20 protein-coding genes and 1 pseudogene are annotated in these 16,633 nt (G+C 33.9%); 4 read left to right on the forward strand and 17 right to left on the reverse strand.

Annotated elements, in window-relative coordinates; all coding sequences use genetic code 11:
* Positions 1–40: 40 nt before the first annotated feature.
* A complete protein-coding gene (locus tag D1614_RS22785) occupies positions 41–316 on the reverse strand; it encodes a hypothetical protein (protein ID WP_147384350.1) in 276 nt (91 codons plus the stop codon).
* A 10-nt stretch (positions 317–326) separates the two neighbouring features.
* Positions 327–890, reverse strand: a complete 564-nt coding sequence (locus D1614_RS22790) for a hypothetical protein (RefSeq protein ID WP_119440307.1) — start codon at positions 888–890, stop codon at positions 327–329.
* A gap of 161 nt (positions 891–1,051) precedes the next feature.
* Here D1614_RS22790 and D1614_RS22795 point away from each other — a divergent pair, with 161 nt between their 5' ends.
* Positions 1,052–1,279 carry a helix-turn-helix domain-containing protein gene (locus D1614_RS22795; RefSeq protein WP_119440308.1) on the forward strand — a complete coding sequence of 76 codons (228 nt, stop codon included), beginning with the start codon at positions 1,052–1,054 and terminating at the stop codon, positions 1,277–1,279.
* Positions 1,280–1,290: 11 nt separating this feature from the next.
* On the opposite strand, the gene D1614_RS22800 is transcribed toward D1614_RS22795, so the two are convergent.
* The 5 genes from D1614_RS22800 to D1614_RS22820 form a co-directional block, all read right to left on the reverse strand.
* Positions 1,291–1,599, reverse strand: a complete 309-nt coding sequence (locus D1614_RS22800) for a hypothetical protein (RefSeq protein ID WP_119440309.1) — start codon at positions 1,597–1,599, stop codon at positions 1,291–1,293.
* A gap of 229 nt (positions 1,600–1,828) precedes the next feature.
* Complete coding sequence (locus D1614_RS22805) at positions 1,829–2,275, reverse strand: hypothetical protein (protein WP_119440310.1); 447 nt, start codon at positions 2,273–2,275, stop codon at positions 1,829–1,831.
* Positions 2,276–2,421: 146 nt separating this feature from the next.
* Positions 2,422–2,997: a hypothetical protein gene (locus tag D1614_RS22810; RefSeq protein WP_206610128.1), complete on the reverse strand. Its 576-nt coding sequence runs from the start codon at positions 2,995–2,997 to the stop codon at positions 2,422–2,424.
* Positions 2,998–3,179: 182 nt separating this feature from the next.
* Positions 3,180–4,178, reverse strand: coding sequence for a DUF3871 family protein (locus D1614_RS22815; RefSeq protein ID WP_119440327.1), 999 nt, complete (start codon positions 4,176–4,178; stop codon positions 3,180–3,182).
* A complete protein-coding gene (locus D1614_RS22820; RefSeq protein WP_119440311.1) occupies positions 4,156–5,019 on the reverse strand; it encodes an AAA family ATPase in 864 nt (287 codons plus the stop codon). The genes D1614_RS22815 and D1614_RS22820 overlap by 23 nt, the downstream gene beginning before the upstream one ends.
* 73 nt (positions 5,020–5,092) lie before the next feature.
* Between D1614_RS22820 and D1614_RS22825 the strand changes: the two genes are divergently transcribed.
* Complete coding sequence (locus tag D1614_RS22825; RefSeq protein ID WP_119440312.1) at positions 5,093–5,926, forward strand: competence protein CoiA; 834 nt, start codon at positions 5,093–5,095, stop codon at positions 5,924–5,926.
* Between the two features lie 79 nt (positions 5,927–6,005).
* Positions 6,006–7,094: an RES domain-containing protein gene (locus tag D1614_RS22830; RefSeq protein WP_119440313.1), complete on the forward strand. Its 1,089-nt coding sequence runs from the start codon at positions 6,006–6,008 to the stop codon at positions 7,092–7,094.
* 178 nt (positions 7,095–7,272) lie between these two features.
* Here the strand turns inward: D1614_RS22830 and D1614_RS22835 are convergent, their stop codons facing one another.
* Together D1614_RS22835 and D1614_RS22840 are read right to left on the reverse strand one after the other, a co-directional pair.
* Complete coding sequence (locus D1614_RS22835) at positions 7,273–7,581, reverse strand: hypothetical protein (protein ID WP_119440314.1); 309 nt, start codon at positions 7,579–7,581, stop codon at positions 7,273–7,275.
* A 371-nt stretch (positions 7,582–7,952) separates the two neighbouring features.
* Positions 7,953–8,309 carry a hypothetical protein gene (locus D1614_RS22840; RefSeq protein WP_119440315.1) on the reverse strand — a complete coding sequence of 119 codons (357 nt, stop codon included), beginning with the start codon at positions 8,307–8,309 and terminating at the stop codon, positions 7,953–7,955.
* 289 nt (positions 8,310–8,598) lie between these two features.
* On the opposite strand from D1614_RS22840, the gene D1614_RS22845 reads away from it, so the two are divergent.
* Positions 8,599–9,225 (forward strand): hypothetical protein, encoded by a 627-nt coding sequence (locus D1614_RS22845; protein WP_119440316.1) that lies wholly within the window; start codon positions 8,599–8,601, stop codon positions 9,223–9,225.
* Positions 9,226–9,235: 10 nt separating this feature from the next.
* Here the strand turns inward: D1614_RS22845 and D1614_RS22850 are convergent, their stop codons facing one another.
* From D1614_RS22850 to D1614_RS26400, 8 genes and pseudogenes are all read right to left on the reverse strand, one after another.
* Complete coding sequence (locus D1614_RS22850; protein ID WP_147384351.1) at positions 9,236–10,069, reverse strand: SOS response-associated peptidase; 834 nt, start codon at positions 10,067–10,069, stop codon at positions 9,236–9,238.
* A gap of 352 nt (positions 10,070–10,421) precedes the next feature.
* Positions 10,422–11,582, reverse strand: coding sequence for a BT4734/BF3469 family protein (locus D1614_RS22855; RefSeq protein WP_119440318.1), 1,161 nt, complete (start codon positions 11,580–11,582; stop codon positions 10,422–10,424).
* A gap of 87 nt (positions 11,583–11,669) precedes the next feature.
* Entirely contained in the window at positions 11,670–13,142 is a 1,473-nt protein-coding gene (locus D1614_RS22860; RefSeq protein WP_119440319.1) for a hypothetical protein, read from the reverse strand.
* Between the two features lies 1 nt (position 13,143).
* Positions 13,144–13,452, reverse strand: coding sequence for a hypothetical protein (locus D1614_RS26015; RefSeq protein ID WP_119440320.1), 309 nt, complete (start codon positions 13,450–13,452; stop codon positions 13,144–13,146).
* Positions 13,446–13,745: a helix-turn-helix domain-containing protein gene (locus D1614_RS22870; protein ID WP_119440321.1), complete on the reverse strand. Its 300-nt coding sequence runs from the start codon at positions 13,743–13,745 to the stop codon at positions 13,446–13,448. Before D1614_RS22870 ends, D1614_RS26015 begins: the two co-directional genes overlap by 7 nt.
* A gap of 136 nt (positions 13,746–13,881) precedes the next feature.
* Positions 13,882–14,817, reverse strand: a complete 936-nt coding sequence (locus D1614_RS22875) for a hypothetical protein (RefSeq protein ID WP_119440322.1) — start codon at positions 14,815–14,817, stop codon at positions 13,882–13,884.
* Positions 14,818–14,827: 10 nt separating this feature from the next.
* Positions 14,828–16,057 (reverse strand): tyrosine-type recombinase/integrase, encoded by a 1,230-nt coding sequence (locus D1614_RS22880; protein ID WP_119440323.1) that lies wholly within the window; start codon positions 16,055–16,057, stop codon positions 14,828–14,830.
* A gap of 322 nt (positions 16,058–16,379) precedes the next feature.
* Positions 16,380–16,505: pseudogene (locus tag D1614_RS26400) on the reverse strand (transposase); the annotation flags it as partial.
* Positions 16,506–16,633: the final 128 nt, after the last annotated feature.

Raw genomic sequence — 16,633 nt, forward strand, 5'->3', positions numbered from 1 at the left:
AAAGGAAATTTAAAGGGTACAAGATTTATCGAAATTTGAATTATTGAAAATCTGTAAATGTATTTTCTTGTTCCTCCCAACAATTCACAACTAATGAACCTTTCTTTATCATATACAGCATCAAACTCCTGTGTCTTTCATCAGTTCCCAAAAAATCAAGGAATTCATTAACTACTTTTTCTGGTAGGTTTTGTAACAGAGTATCTTTGTCAATCCTGTATTTTTTGAGCTGTTTGTTCTCAACAATACAGGTTTTCAAAACCTCAAAACAGTCCTCATCAAGTTCTTGGTGGATAAGTTGTACTCTCTTATGCATTCTTATACTTCTATTTAAACTTGTCAATAACATCCTCCACCCATTTATCAACGGGAGCAAAAATTGAAAGTGAGATTGCTAATGCAACACCCAAATATGTCGCCATTTCTGAATATTCCTTAAAAAATATTGATACAATGAGTGCATAAGGAATAAGAACTACACAGGCAGAAATAAATTTGAGAATCCATTTACTAATTTTTTCATCTCCCTGCTTTCTTAATTGAATCTCTTTTTCGAGATTGTTTGTTTCATGAAGGTTTTTATGGAATAACTCAACCTTGGATTCTTTATCCTGACTATCTGGTGATAAAGCCATTTTGAATTTAGAAAGCTCAATAATTTCGTAATCCAACGCATAATCATATTCAAAGCTGAAAACTTTAGTGGAATTCTTTTTTACGTAATTGTAAAAAAGAAATAGTCGATTGTTTTTCATTTCCCACTTACCTCTTGCATAGGCCTTGGGATTAATCCAATCAATAAATAATGCTTCTGTATCTTTAAGAATCATTATCCGATTTTCATTTTCCCAATATCCTAAAGGAGAATAATCTTCAATTGAAAGTGTCATAATTCAAAATTTAGTAATGCCAAAGAATTAATTAGTAGTTCAGCGCATTCAAACCTTTTCACAAAGCAGTGAATGGCTAAAAGCAATTCCACCACGTTATCATATATGATAACCGATTAATAAAGATAAAACAAAATCTTAGTTGTCAGAAATGATAACTAATGGAAATTAACCAGCTTCAAATAAAGATTGGTGAAAGAATCCGTGTTTTAAGGGAGTCCAAAGGGATTACCCAACAGAATCTTGCTGCCATCTGTAATTTTGAAAAAGCTAACCTTTCTCGTTTGGAAGCTGGAAGAACTAACCCAACTATTTCTACTTTATATAAAATTAGTCAGGCTTTAGAGGTCAGCATTTCGGATTTACTTGATGTTGAAAGTTATAATTAGCAACCTCAACTTTACCCGGAGAGGAAAATCTCACTGGACTTGATTTCAATTAGCTTGGAATAAATAATATTTGACCACTTGCTCAGCATTTCATCCAAGTTGATGTAAGTAGTTTCTTTTACTGCATTTTCCAGCAGAGTAAAATATTGGCTGTATAAAGTATCTGGTTTTTCATCAAATCCAAACAAAGATAAAATTACATCACTGATGTTCAATGTGTAACTGTTGCAGTCAAATCCTAAGTTTTCAAATGCAAGGATTAGTACCTGATTGCGAATTTGCTCACCAATAAGGTGAATTATAAGGTGTTTTGTTTTCATGATTACGTTTTGAGATTTAATAAAATGGGGTATTAAATACTGATTGAAAAATCAATATTCATGGTGGTAGGTCTGGGGTTTAAGGAAAATAGAACAGCCTATATCTATGTGATACAGGCTGTTTTGACCTAAACTTATTTGTGATGTTTTATGGTAGTACCCTTGATTTTAACTGATTATTTTCATTTTTGTTACATGATGACAATTCATCATATTTGAAAGCTGGATTTTATCGGTTCTTTTTAATTACCAGATTCTCAATTCCATTTACTTCAAATTCCCTTTGGTATTTCTCAACCTCCTTTTGAATTAAGGAAAACCTTTTCTCTGTTGACATCTGGACAATTAAATCCTCGCCATATTTATTGAAAAAGTCCCTTTCAGCAAGTGTGTGAGCAAGCTCTTCCCAGAACGTGTATTCATCATACTCGTCAACCAACAAATGAATGATTTCTTCCATATCCCTTGTAGGGAAGTATTTTTTCATATCTGTTGCATACTCAATCATCTTTTCTGTACCAGCTTCCTTGGTTTTGGAAAAGATTAGTTGTTCCACTTCCACCACATCTTTTGATTCAGCATCTTGATGTGATTCATGCACCCATTCTCCAAGATATATGAGTTTCAGAAGTGTTTTGTATTGAGCTTTGGTGAAGCTGATATTGATTTTGTCCATGATTAAAGTATTTCTAATGCTGGCCTAAAATAAATAAATCAGGATTAAACCAGCCCACAACCTTATATCTATCCTTGCTTCGTCAACAATTTAAAATATGAGCGTGAGTATGTTATAACTTTTAGCAATAGAAAAATAAATACAGCTTACTGCTTTTGTTGTTTTGAAGATGTGAATTCAGTATATCCCTTCACCATAGCACGAACACATTCACAAGGTGTTGGACCTCCTTCCCAAATTCCAATACAAGGTTCTTCTATTAACTCAGGATGATTCTCGATAATCCATTCTCTTGCCTCATAATATTCCTTAGGGTCATTTGAGGAAGTTTGAACAGATATGATATGACCATCAGTAATTGTTAAATGAAATGAATCTGTAACATTGAAATCAATTTCTAATGCACCTATTAAATCATCTTTTACAGTAATTGGGCATATAATTGTCGTATCATTCTTCTTTATAAAATTGTTCTTTTTAGCGATTTTATAGTTGCCACATTCTGCCCATTTTTGATAATATAATATACTTGGCTGGGAATTTTCAGCATTTGAGAGAATAGATTTCAAACTATCTCTATTAAATGAGTAAAAAGCATCAATAAACTTATTAGCTATTTCAAGATTTGTACTATTCTGAATAGATTTTTTTTGGAGATGAAGGACGTTGTTACATCCTAAAATGAAAGCTAATGATAGAAAGATTAAATACTTTATTTTCATTACATTCAGAATAATCTATTTTGATTCTCTTTTAACAAATTTAAGGATTAATGCACTTGTAATCAATAGTTTTAATTGATATGTAAAGAAATCTACCAATCTATTCCCTTAGGATTTCATATGCATTTGATTTAATAACAAATGAATAAAAAGAACCACCCTTTTCAGAGTGATTCTTAATTCTAATTCAAAAACCAATTGAACTCACTTCCTGACAAAGCCTGATGTAATCCACCAACAAAATGCTGGCATTCTACACCTCTATCCAAGAAGCTATCAATGTAAGATGACTTATTAGCTCCTGTGAATAGATTGTACAGCTTCCAGAGATTGATATTCCCAGCCTCATCTCTGCAAAAACTTTCATCAGAATAAAAGTCTTTCACAATCTGAGTTACCTGATTATCCATCAAAGGAAATGCAGGTAAATCTTTCCTGTTTTTCCAAGGCATATTTTGGTACAACCTTGCCCTACCAACAATTTGTGCAAACTGGCTTTCTGTAATCACAGTATCTGGTAGGCTGCTGTACTTTTCAATTTCCTTGTAAGCATTAAACTCACCAAAGAGATTGTATGCAGATTTTGCCAATTCTGCAATGGTTCTCACTTTGATATTATTCCTAAAACCATCAGTTGATACACACAGGTTACAGCAAACAGAGTTTTTGAAGCCAATGAATAACCTGAAACTTTCTGCCCTTTTAGTTGAATGCAGGTTGTCAAGGTTATATGCCCTGACACCACCCACAGTCAAATTAAGCTCATTCCCTGCCACTTTATCCTTAATGGAAGCAATCTCTATTGCAAATGCCATCCTTTCAAAATACAGCGTTTTTTCGTGTTCCAGTAGCTCTTTGGCAGGTTTCCCTACAGCACAAGGAATTCTCCCTTTAATGGGATGTGAAACACGTACAGCAGGTGATAGGATATGCTCACCGCCAAAGATTTGTTTTGTGACATATTCAACAGTTTCAATAAATTCCTGATGAGATATTGTACTCTCATTGTCTTTGGCAAACACAGGGATTGTATGCTTTTTTCGCATATCATCAATCCCAATGATTTCTGTATTTGCTGCCATAAAATGTACATCAGAGCTTGTCCTTTGATTATCTTTTACAGCAGTTGGTGAAGGCACAAGTTTGAGTTGCGCCTTGTCATTTACTTTTACCAGTTCCATTTGTTCCAATTTTAGTTGCATTAATAATTTCAGCGTTCAAAGCCTCTTTCCTTTTTACAGCAAGAGGTTCAATTTTAGACCTGTACTCAGGGTACTTTTTCAGAAGGTCTCTCAGCTCCACAACATCTTTAGCCTGCTGTACCTGCTTAATGACCTCGTCAAGTGATGTTCCTTGGTTACACCAATTCAGAATTCTTTCTCCTGTCTTTGAAGAAATTACATAAGCTGGTTTGTCCATGAATAAACCTGTTCTGTCTTTGGAAGCAGTGGCATTGTGCTTAATGTCCAAATCAAATACAATGGTAAACTCATAGTCCATGCCATCCCTTGTTATTCCTTTCAAGCCAACCTTCTCTGGAATCATTTTGCCATTCTTTTCAGAAAGGGTGTAATCAGTTTTTGTCCTTATTGTTGAAATCACATGGCAAGGAGATTCAAGGATTTTCTGAACAAAGGCATTATGCCTTGGTGTCATTTTTGCCCAATTGGTAAATGAATTACCGGGCATATTTCCATGTAAGTCCAAAATGCCACCAGAACCTTCCCATTCATGGCTGACAGAATCAATTATTATCACTTCCATACCTGCTTCTTCACAGGTTTCTATGGCGGTAATATACCTCTCAGGAGTGAATGGTTTTGAGAGTTGGAGTACGTTAAAATCACCTAAATGCGCATATAAATCTGCACTGTGATTTTCAGTATCAATCACAGCTATTTTGCTGTAATTTGTCAATCCAGCAGCAAGTAGAAGTGCTGAATAAGTTTTTCCAGAACCAGATGGTCCTTGTAAAGCAAGTTTAATTTTTGCTTGCTTGCGTTGAGCTTTTCTAATTTCCATATCAAAAAAATTAAAGTGATAGATTTTACAAATGATTATTATGTTGGGCTAAAGAAAAATTCTTTGTATTTTTATGATAGATGGGAGTTCTTCCCATCTGTGTGTTTGGGGGTTAACATTAGTAAAAAGAGCCATTGTTGAATGGCTCTTTACTTTTATGCTTATGATTTATGCTATAGTTGATAATGACAAGGTAGAAGCATTCCCAAATGGGAAAGGAATTTGTGAAGAATGTGGAAATCCAGTATTCTCAAAATGTGGAGAATTAAAAGTCTGGCATTGGTCTCACCATAAGAATCCAGAATGTGACAATTGGCATGAACCAGAGACACAGTGGCATTACCACTGGAAAAAATCATTTGGAAAAACAAATTCAGAAATAGTAATAGAAAAGGATGGGATAAAACATCGAGCAGATGTTTTTACTAATTCGGGAGTGGTTATTGAACTTCAAAATTCTCCAATCAAACCAGAGGTAATAAGAAAAAGAGAGGCTTTCTATGGGGAAAGAATGATTTGGGTAATTCATGGGATTGATTTTCGTACTAATTTCAAAATCGTAAAAAGAAGTCCTGTTAAATACATTCGCAACTATAGATGGCAATATGGTGACCCACAAAGCGAAATGGTCAGAACTGTTCCTAATCCAATTCCAACCAACGAAGGCATTTATGAATTTGATTGGAAATATTCGCGAAGTAGTTGGTCAGGAGTAACCAGACCTACTTTCATTGATTTTGGTGGGAAAAATCTTTTTTGGGTAAAAAATGGAATGGGATGGTCATCAGGTAATGGTGATTTTATTTTGAAAGAGTCATTTATTAATAAATACCAAGGTAATTTTATGTATTTCAGCAATAACCATGAATTCCATTTTGATGATAATGATTTGATTAAAGAATACTGAAATTTAAAAGCAAAAAAACTACCTTAACGTTAATAATGAAAATAATTTCCTGTTTATCCATCTTTAACAAACTTGACAAATGCCTTTAAACGAAATCTTGAAAGATTACAGAACCAATCTACCTATAGAAAGAAAGCGAAACTCCAATTTTAGAGAGACCTTATACCAAAGACTAAAAAACTATGAGGCGTTAATTGATTTTACAGATAATATACCGCCAGATGTAGAATGGGGAGAAGGTAAGATGCCATTCGGTAAACGAATTTATGAACTCATTGAAGGCATAATAAAAACAGTTGATGCCTACTATGAAGGCAATCCTCACAAAGCATACACCATCCTCAACAGAACATTGAACTTATGTGAAATGACAAAAATTCTTAATAAGGATTTATCTCTTGCCGAGAATTCAAACTTATTTAGAATAAGAACTGTAAATAGTAACTACCCTTTAAGCAAAAAGGAAATATTTCACATACCTTTTAATATGAGAGAAAGAGTTGCCACTCAGAGGTATAGTATTCCTGGATTACCTTGTCTATATCTTGCCAACTCTATTTACGTCAGTTGGGAAGAACTTGGGAGACCATCAGACAATATAATTCAAGCTTCAAGATTCTGCAATACAAGAGAACTGAGACTTTTAGATTTAACCAATGATATTTACTCGAATAAATATGATGCAGGAAATAACCCAATTGAAAATTGGCAACTATTTTATTATTTAACGATTTGGCCATTAGTTGCTGCATGCTCAGTCAAAGTACCAGATAGGAATGCTACCTTTAAACCAGAATACATAATTCCTCAGTTATTATTGCAATGGATTAACAAAAATGAACTTGATGGAATTAAATACTCCTCAACGCATATAGACCTGAATAACACCAACCATGTAGGACACATGTATAATATAGTTGTTCCTGTAAAGTCATTTGACAAGGATGAAGGTTATTGTGATGAGTTGGTTGAAATGTTCAAGGTAAGCAGTGTAATTCCCATGCAATTAACTCAGATTGCTATGAACAGAATTGTTGAAGGAGATTTACGCAATGAAGATTTAAGAGGTATTGAACTAATTGAAGGGAACAGAATTTTATACTCTGTCTCTTCTTTTGGAAAACTTGAAGCACAACTAATGAAACTTGAACCTACCAAGATTCAATAATTGGCTTTATAAAAGGTCACCACTAACAGTGACCTTTTATCTTCTTTTTTCAGTGGTATTTTTTCTTCACACATCTCAGGAAATACCATCTCAAAAAACTTTTAAAAATACAGCAGAAAACCTGTTTGAAATGATGTGTAATTTGCAAATATTTTACAGTACAGCGGTGTATAGAGTGTCATGTTTTCCTCATCTTTAACCTTATACCAAGCCACAATACACGGATTATTTTTGCATAAATTAACAGTGCAAATATGTACCCCAACCAATAGGACAATACATCCTTTCCTGCATCATAGATACCTATATTCAGTCCAATAGCCTTACCCATTAGTGAGAAGGGTATAATTATCCCATGCCAGAAACCAAGTAGTATATAATTATTCCCGGAATCAAATACACTTGTTGCATTCTCAGTGCTTGATGCACACCCAAAAAACAAAAGGGCTATAACATAAATGAAAATGAGGTGTTTTATAATTTTCATAGTATTCAGTTTTAATATTATTTGTGATTTTACACCCTATTCCACTGCTGGAAAGGGTTAATTTCAAAATGAAGTTTGTTGTCAAAATTGATTTGTACAGCAGTGTGAAGTGGTAGTAGATTAAAGTTTTCTTTAATCGGCTATTTTATAAATGAAAGGAATTAAGTGAAAGGGAGAAAATGGTAAAAATTGGGGGTGAGGGGACACCTTCACATGCAAATATTAAAGTTCAAAACTTTAATTTCAGCCCAATTAAAGTTTCAATATTTAGAATCTTAAAGTTTTTTCTTAAACAGTTGAAGATGTATTACAGATAAATTGAAGATGTAAAATTTAAACAATGCTTAGCCATAAGCCAAGCATTGCTAAATTCAGACTGTTTCAACTTCCAGTTCTTCCAGTTCCTCAACCTCTCTGGCTTGCTGCTCTGTGAGATGGGATTCTGGGACATACTGCCACCTGTGATTCAGATGAACAATTTCACCATCAGAATTCACATGTTCAAATGGAGGAACTTCCACTTTCTGAATGCACCCCGGTAATTCTTTACCAATCATCATTTTGGCCTCATCAAATTCCAGAGTTGAAGGAATACTGGCTTTTCTGGCAGCCACATACACATTCCCGGAATTACTTGTCACAATTTGTAATTCATCTTGCACAATCAGCGCAATAAAGTCATTTCCTTCATGACTTGTTCTTTTAACACAATCCACAATTGTTACCATGATTTCTAACTTTTAAAGATTAATAATTTGAATACTTCACTTTGCTGCACTTGCAGTTCAAAGCCAAGTGGGGGTAGGGTGGATTCAGGGAGGTAGAGGAAAAAAGAATTATTAATCCTGCTGCTGAAGAAAACTGAAATCTATGCTGCCATGGGGGGTGTTTCAGAAATCAAAGATGATGGTAGGGGATTTACAGGGAGGATTGCGTAGTTGCAAACTGGTCCAAAAATTTTTTATAAAAAATTTAATAGCTTACTTTATGTAAACTTTTATCAGAATTACTCACATTATGAATAGTTCATTCCTAACCTTAACGGATATTCTTTCATATCTACTTCCTGGATTATTGGTCTCAATTGCAATAATCTTCAAGAAGTTTCCAGACTATATATGGCAACCAAAAGAAAAGGTTGGAGTTGGCGCAACAGTACTCGTCTTAGCTATATCCTACTTCATTGGAATATTAACATTTAGAGCAAGTGAGTCTGTTGTGATATACCCTTTCAAATGGTACTATGATGAAAACATATTAGAAGGGATTATTAGAAAATTCCCGGATTTAGATTTTATTAAAAATTCCCTGCAAAACCGATTAAACTTAACAGACAAAACAAATATCTCAGTGTACAGATATGTGAAGGTTATTGTTCAGGAAAAAGCCATTAATAGTGCAATTTCTGCTGAACGCTATATTACAATATCTCATTTTTTTAGAAATTTAATTGTCTGCTTTCCAGTTGCCTTATTGGTTTTTCTGTCCTCCTTCAAAAAATTTCATAAAATTAAATACATCATTATATCTGTAGTTTTAATTGGAATTGTTGAATTTGGAATTGCAAAAGCATTTCTTGCTTTTTGGTCAGCAAGCGTATGGGAATATTTTAGAGCTTTTGTCATACTCGAATGCTATGGCTAAAATTAATTCATTATTCATATTTAACCTCAATTCCAGCTCTTTCTGCCATTGTGATTCCAAGACTTTCTCTGACCTCTCTTTTTCTCTTTCTTGAAAGCTTGTAATCCGGTTCATATAACACTCTTTCACCTGCTGGATGAACCAGTGAAATGTCATTGAGGGTCTTGTCTTTTATCTTATCTGAGATTGGAAAAGCATTCATCTGTGCAGCAGGGTAAGAGTTCAGCATATTGAGAGTCTGGCTGAGTTCAGAATTAGACCTTAGCCATCTTCCTTCTTCCTGCTGTGGAAGGATAACAGGCATTCTTTTATATCCGAGTTTCTGCAACAAACTGTTTGCTGGAACTGTGATTATGGCACAAGCATACACACTTTCACCTGCTGTATCATCATTCTGCATGCTGTACAATCCAGCAAATGCAAAAGGTCTCTGTTTATCCCGGAGATATACCAAGTGTGGATTACTTTCAATACCTACAATAAAGGCATCAGCTAAAATCATACACCTTTGCTGCCTGATTAGCTGCTTAAATTCTGGTTGAAGAAAAATGGCTCTTGAACCTGAATAATGTGGGTCATCTTGAAGATTTCTATTTCCTTCTGCTCTTATAAAATGTAGAGTTTGAATATTGTTTCTTTTCTGAACATTAAGGCCAAACCTGAACTTGTGTATTTCTTTCTTTACAGCATCTGTAATGACATATACCTCATCACCTGCTGCAATGTTATAGTTTGGCTCATAGGTCACAGCATCAGCAAAGTGTGCCATGTTAAACCGTGCTTTTACCCTGTCAATATTGCTTGCTAAAATAAACCTGTCAAACATGATAATATTATTATCCAACTGCTGGATGATAAATTAAACCTTTTAGTGAAAACTTGTAATGTTTAAACAGAGAAAAATTTGAATACTATTACACTGCTGGATGACAAAATCTGGAATAATACTCTTTTTACTGCTGTACTATACAGCTAATATTTCCTACTCACTGCTGTACATGATTTGACCTTAAAGGTTTTCCCCACACCCCTTTCCAAAAGATAATTATATATAGGGTATTTCTATAGACGAAGATTTCAACGAATGATTTTGATACCCAAAAATTAACTATCATTCGTTGATTTCACAGAATGATTTTAAGGCGTTTTTTCTTGCGTATATGACAATGACGGATAAAGAAGTCCAATTGATTGCCTCAATCAAATTCATCCCAATATGACGTGTAATAATTAGTTTGTTGACCTGATTGAATATTGATTAATACAGGCATAACTGCATCCAAGAATTTTTTACTGTCTTCCATGTATATTTCAGCTAACTCAGGAACTTTTTGGGGATTAATGGTGAAAGTATTTTTAGGGACTTTCTTATTTCCGACTTGAATGTTAACCTTACCTTTAATCAAGAATTTCAAATTGATAAACTCATTAATTATTTTCTTCCGGGAAAAATATATTCCCAAGTGATGTCTAAACTGCTCCTCTGAAAAATTCAATTCACCTTTAAACTGAATGTAAGTGAGGATGAAGAATTCAAACAAAACTCTTTTATCAAGGGGGACTTCTGGTTTATAATTTCTAAGGTTCTTTAAGAACACGCTAAACACCATTCTTAGACTATCTCTCTCCTTTAACATTTTATATGCCCTGTTGACAATCCCTTTCATTGGCATATTCAGCCCGTAGTCTGAAAGTATAAATTCTAATGTCTTCGTAATTGGAATACCTTCATTTCCACAATTTAAAGCCAGAGTAAAAATAAATTTATCCCAGTCTTGCTGACTAAAACTGTATAATTGACTTGTAAAAACAACCTGCCTATTGAATTCTTCCCTGTATATCCCATCCATAATTGAAAAAGCATTTTGTTTTGATAATCTTAAATCAATTTCAAATACGACACTATTGGGATTAAAATAAATAGCAGGGTCAAATGAAAGTTGACATGTTATCTTTTCATCACTCTGGAAGTCAAGTGTTCCATTGGAAACGATACTTTGATATGCTTCAAATACTTGCCTATATGCAATAATATGATGGCCATCTATACAGTCTGTGTTAACCAAGACAATTAATCCACTTCTTTCTCTATTCCTGAAACAGCAGTATGTCGTTGATAATTCAATAACACTTTGAAAAGTGCTTTCAAGTTCTTCAAGTGAATCTGAACCGAATCTTAACATTATAAGTCTTGAATAAATCAACGTGTTTTTCCTATTCCCTGAAATACTCATAACCCCGGATGGTGAAAAGAAAAACTCCTGATTATTATTCTCTCGGATTGCCTTTACTACTTCATCAAATTCAACCTTGACTGTATCAATTGTTCTTGAATCCTTATATATTGAGACTTTCATAGTTCTTAATTTGTTTTGTGAATTATCAAAAACCTTATGCCCAAACCAAGAGCTGGTAAGGCTCTTGACTGGATTTAGAATTGGGCATTAGGTGATTGGATGTGAAACAAAGAGTATGTACCGGGTGCTTCCTGTATGTCCTTCCACAACTTTGTACTTATTGTAAGCCCCCCAAGTCCTAAGCCAGTGAGTAAAAGTTCTCTGGTTAAGCTGGTACTTATATTCAGGATATTCCTTTATGAAGTTTAGATAAAGGACTTTCTTATCCAGTTGAGTATTAAGCTCAATATGATGGTTTGCAAACTCAATGAATTCCTCACAAGTACTGTTTACCAGTTTTGTGTACCTTAGATTTATTGGTTCTGGCTCAATCAAACCTTCTTTCATGTACAATTGAAGACACCGCAACATGGTATTGTAGAAGAAATTCCATTCAGTTTCATTCCACTCATCAAAAAAATTCTTGCTGTATTTATCCCTTGGGGTAAAATCAGCATTAAAGGTGGACGATACCTCAAATTCCCACATCCTTCTTTTGAATGAGTTGCTCTCACCATTAATCGCATAATTGGTTGTAATGGCAACTTTAGGGGCTTTCTCATGAGGAATAAAGACATGGTTCTCGTACTTCCTTCTTCTATATAAGCCAGTTGTCATCAGGGCAAAGATTTGCTCAAAATCAAAATCCTTTTTAACATCATCAAAGAGGAGAATTCCCGTATCAAGTTCTACTGATGAAAGTTCAAACCATTCACGTTGGTCATATTTTTTACCATCAACAATTGCAAGGTTTCTGATTTTGCCAATGGCACTAATTAGCAGGGTCTTTCCACTGCCCCCATTGGGTAATCCGTTAACAAACATATCCATCAAAATGATAGCCTTATTTGTTGTACCATCCTTGAATTTATGAAGCAGGTAACCAATTGCGGTTGACAGGGATTTCAGTCTCTTCAATGATTGTTCTTCTTCATTTACTACTGTCAAATCCCTTAAAAACTGCATGAAATCTGATGAGTTTATCAAGCTGGCAACATTTACTAAGTTGAAAGGAAAATCAATTATGCTGCTCTCCCAGATATATTCATCGTAATCTTCATAATTATTCAGTGTAATTTTTTCTGCTGTAACTTTCAATATGCCATTTGAGAAGAAAAAGTAACCAGCCTCCTTAGTATCATCCAAAAATTTCAAGTTTAATGGCGGAAGCAATTTTAAGTTCTTATCGCCAAAAAGAGAAGTGTTCCGATGCAAGGAATCCAAAATTGGTCCACTTTCACCGTTTTCAGCAGTTACTTCAATGATATGTTCTTTCGCTAATCCCAGCAAATAACTTATACCGACTTCTGAGACAAGATTGCCATCTACTTTAACAATCATTGGTTCTCCCTTCTTTTTGGTCTTCTCATCTGGATAATAAAGTCCGATGCCCTTGCTGGCAAAGAATTCATAGAGGAGGTGGGGGCTAATTTGCCCCTCACCTGTCCAGAAAATAACTTCTGGGATTCTATTCTGAGAATTATTTTCGTATTCCGATATTACACTATTTCTCGTTTCCATGTTAATTCCTCCCCTGATTAGATGAATATTCGGTAAAACTGATTGCCAATAGGTGCTTCTTCATTATTTGCTTAATAGCAGTAATAGGAAGCAACATTTTTTTATGAATTCTGAAATATTCAGTAATTCTTGAATACATTTTTTTATTCATAAAATACCAGTTCTCGTCCTCTGGTGGATTAAACTCAACCACACCAGCCCTCTTATTAAATCGGAATTCATAGGAGTATTGAAAGACCTCATCTATATCAAGAAATATGTCTAATGTTGGTCCATTAATATCCGCCTTAGTGAATACTTGCTTTAACATGACAATCCCCCTTTCTTATTAATGATAAGGTTGGCAGCCTTGTCAGTTATTTCCTGAATAGTACTTTGCCTGTTTCTTAGCATCCACTCATCAAGTTCACTTCTTTTGAAGTAGATTATCTTACCTTCTGGTTTATAATGGGGAATTCTTTGTGCAGAAGTCTTCTTATAAAGATTTGACTTACTGATTCCAAGATATTGACTTGCCTCATCTACTGTCAAAATCTCCTTTTTCATCAGATTCTGTTCTTCCAGAAGCTGATTCAGTTTTTCAAGTTGTTCTAAATTTGACATCGCATTTAATTTTTAAGATTAAAAACTATGCCATCGATGGCTTGTTATTAGAAATTTCTAAGACAAACATCAGCAATAAAAAACAACTGATATTTAAAAAGTTAAGATGGGATTAATCGAAAGATTAAGGTAAAGATTAAGGTTTTGGATTCTCAGGCAAGGAAGAAACCTTCTCTTCAAATTCATGAATGAATTTTTGGACGTCATTATCTCCAATTATTTTTTCTTCTCTAATTTTATTGTTTGCCACATTTATATCATTGGCATTTAAAGTTTTCCCTCGCTTATTGACAAAGCATTTGCTCTCATCAATATTTTTGGGAGTTAAGTTTTTTAAAAACTCGACCATCTTATTAATAACCAAGACTGCATTAATATTATTCTTTAAAAATTTAACTGAATATTCCAGTTCTTTAGGATTACTTGAAGCATAGATTTCAACAAATTGTCTTTCTCCTTCTTCACTATCATCCAACTCAACAATGATATAGTGTTCTATTAATTTCCCGTGCAGCCATTTTAAAAAACTTGCTATAACATCTCTTCCAGCAAAAAGAGAATATCTTATCAACTCATCATCTTCATAAACTTTTTTGACGATTCTGTTTGTGACCCTCTTTTTTGTTGGAGTTAAACCTTCGATGTATTTGTCCAGATTATCAACTAATGATTTACATTCAGGGAAATTCTCAAAGATTTCATTATTCGCATCTTTAATATCTTGTAGTATCACTCTTTGTACGTGCATAAATGATTCAATATCCTGACGATTTACAAATTGTACATCTCTCAAAAAATTTATGCTTTTATCTATTTGTTGTTTTAAGTCACGAATCAGATTTTTTGAAAATGAAGTTGTAACAAGAGTGACTTCTTTTGTTTCTATTCTTTCAGGTTCAGAAATAATAATCTCGAATTCAGTCATTTCAACTTGAACAAGTTCAGGATTTGATTTCTTCTTTTCTGCACAGTACTGAATGAAGTTCCGTCTATATTCTAAATATCCATCTTCAAGGAAGAAATACTTTAAATATTTTATTGGATAATCAATGGTTGAAACAGGATTTGACATACTTATAATATTAGAAATCAAGTAACTTTTTCTGATATGTCTCTTTTACATCGTCTTCAAAGCTATCTAAGTAATTCTCAGTAGTTTTCAAATCTTTGTGGCCAAGGCTTTCAGAAATGAATTCTGTTGGCGCACCTGACCTTTTTAAAACTGTAGCAAAAGAGTGTCTGGCAGTATAGGTGGTCACTTTGACTGGCAATTCAAGTGCGTCACTAATACGCTTCATATACTTATTAATGGTTTTAGTAGCTTGTCTCACTTTCATTAGAACCTGCTGTGGTGTGTCATTCTCTGATATAATTTCAAAGATATAAGCCTCCGCTTCTACAGGTTTTCTCCCCCATTTCTTAATTATTTTCGATATTTCAGGAACTAAGACAACAGAAATATTTTGTCTTTGCTGCTTAGTTGAACGTTCAGTTTTGGCTCTTACAAAATAAATTCGCTTGTCATTTATGTCTTGATATTTCAGCTTGGCTATGTCTTTCACATTAGCACCGTTACACAAGTATGAGAACAACCATAAATCCCTTGCTCTTTCCTCATTTGGAGAAACTGGAACATACTTTACTATTTTTCCAACATCAGAAATTTGTAAAGCCTTCTTAATATTTTTACCAGATGGAATTTGATATTTATGCTTGCCAAAGGGGTAATCATTACTTTCCATTAGTTCTTCCTTGATAGCCAGATTTATAATGGTTCTTAAACTTCTGAGGTAAATACCAATGGTAGTATAGGATTTCTTTTGTTCAATCATCCACTTTTCATAATCTTCTAACCATTCCTGAGTAATATCCCAAAAACGTAGTTTTCTTCGATTCTTTGTTTCAATGTAAGTTTGAAATGATTTGGATGCACTATCATAACTTTCAGCAGTTCCTACTCTTCCTTCATTATTCAACTTCTCAATGTATTCCTGCATAAATTTCTGTACATCTAAATTCTTCTTTGCATTATGATTAAATTTCCGTTCAAACGCATTAAATGAAAAAGGATGTAGATGTCTGATAATTTCTAATGCACGATTTTCAACTTCATTAAAATAAAGCAGCTTTTTTTTACTCGATTTATTTTGTGGGTCAGCAAATATATTCTTCCATTCATCTTCTGATAAATGCACATTAATCGGATAATATTTTTGAATTCGATTATATGTAATTCTCAATTTCACGGCATAAGTACCGTCTTTTCTTTTGATTCTTTTATCTTGAAGTATAGAAGTTGTTACCCCAATCATCAGTATTTACAGTGTTTTTGATGTGTATGTATCATGAAAAATATACATACAATATACATACATTTCTTCAAAAATGAGTAAAAATGAGGTAAAAAGAGAAAACAGAATATCATCCAAGTTACTTATTTTCAGATAGATGAAAAAATGGGAAAAATGCGGAAAAGTGCCTGAAAAGATTCATAATCATGAGGTCGGCGGTTCAAGCCCGCCTCTCGCTACTGAAAAAAGAGGTTACAAATTTTGTAACCTCTTTTTGTTTGATTGATATCTAGGATCAAATGAACTTTCAGGATCAAATGAACTTTCTGAGGGGAAACAAACTTTACGCATAAATTTTGGCAAGTCTAAACAGGAAAAAGCTGACATCCCGAACTCCTCTGAACTGATTTCTGAAAGCTTTAATCTTTGCATTGAAAGATTCTGCCGAGGCGTTGGGACTCCGGTGGTCAAAATAGTTTAACGTGAATTCGGGTTAATTTAAAATACTTAATCGCTATCATTATAAACGGCAATCGGTAATGGCGCGAAAACTGGTTTGCATTTGCAACTTGATAGACGAAAGTGAGATTAAATCTG

The organism is Maribellus luteus (assembly GCF_003576475.1).
Lineage (GTDB): Bacteria > Bacteroidota > Bacteroidia > Bacteroidales > Prolixibacteraceae > Draconibacterium > Draconibacterium luteum.